Origin of the sequence: Polaribacter sp. BAL334, assembly GCF_015767435.1 — a bacterium.
Lineage (GTDB): Bacteria > Bacteroidota > Bacteroidia > Flavobacteriales > Flavobacteriaceae > Polaribacter.
Genome location: NZ_JADWOV010000327.1, coordinates 1 through 411, shown reverse-complemented (window position 1 = coordinate 411; position 411 = coordinate 1). Strand labels below are relative to the sequence as shown.

Genomic DNA, 411 nt, shown 5'->3' with positions numbered 1-411 from the left:
GATATTTTGTTGCCTCAAAATCTTCAATATTTTTGATAGTTAATTCAAATTCGCCAGTTCCATAATGTCCAATATCACTTACATTTCTTCCTTGAATTGGCATTGGATTAATTTCCTTAGGATCAAGTTTTAAATATAAAGTTAGCTTTTTTTTATATGTCTGAAGACATGTAAAATTTTGGCTAGTTTTATAAGCAATATAATTTTTTTTAGGAGATTCTTCAATTGTACTATCAAGAGAAACAATATAATCTCTAACAAGATTAAAAAGTTCTAAAATCTGAACATCTAGGTTTTCAAAATGTTGTTCTAGAGTATAAACCCCTATTTTTCTTGTTATTGCTGCTTTTTTTCCAGCTTCAACCATCACAGGGTTTTTGCCATCTAAATCTTCATTGATTTGATTTGATG

At 28.0% G+C, this 411-nt stretch carries 1 protein-coding gene; it reads right to left on the bottom strand.

Going from position 1 to position 411, the window contains the following annotated elements:
* Positions 1 to 411 (bottom strand): DUF5655 domain-containing protein (locus IU405_RS15530; RefSeq protein ID WP_197439534.1); only part of this gene is annotated, 411 nt, incomplete at both ends.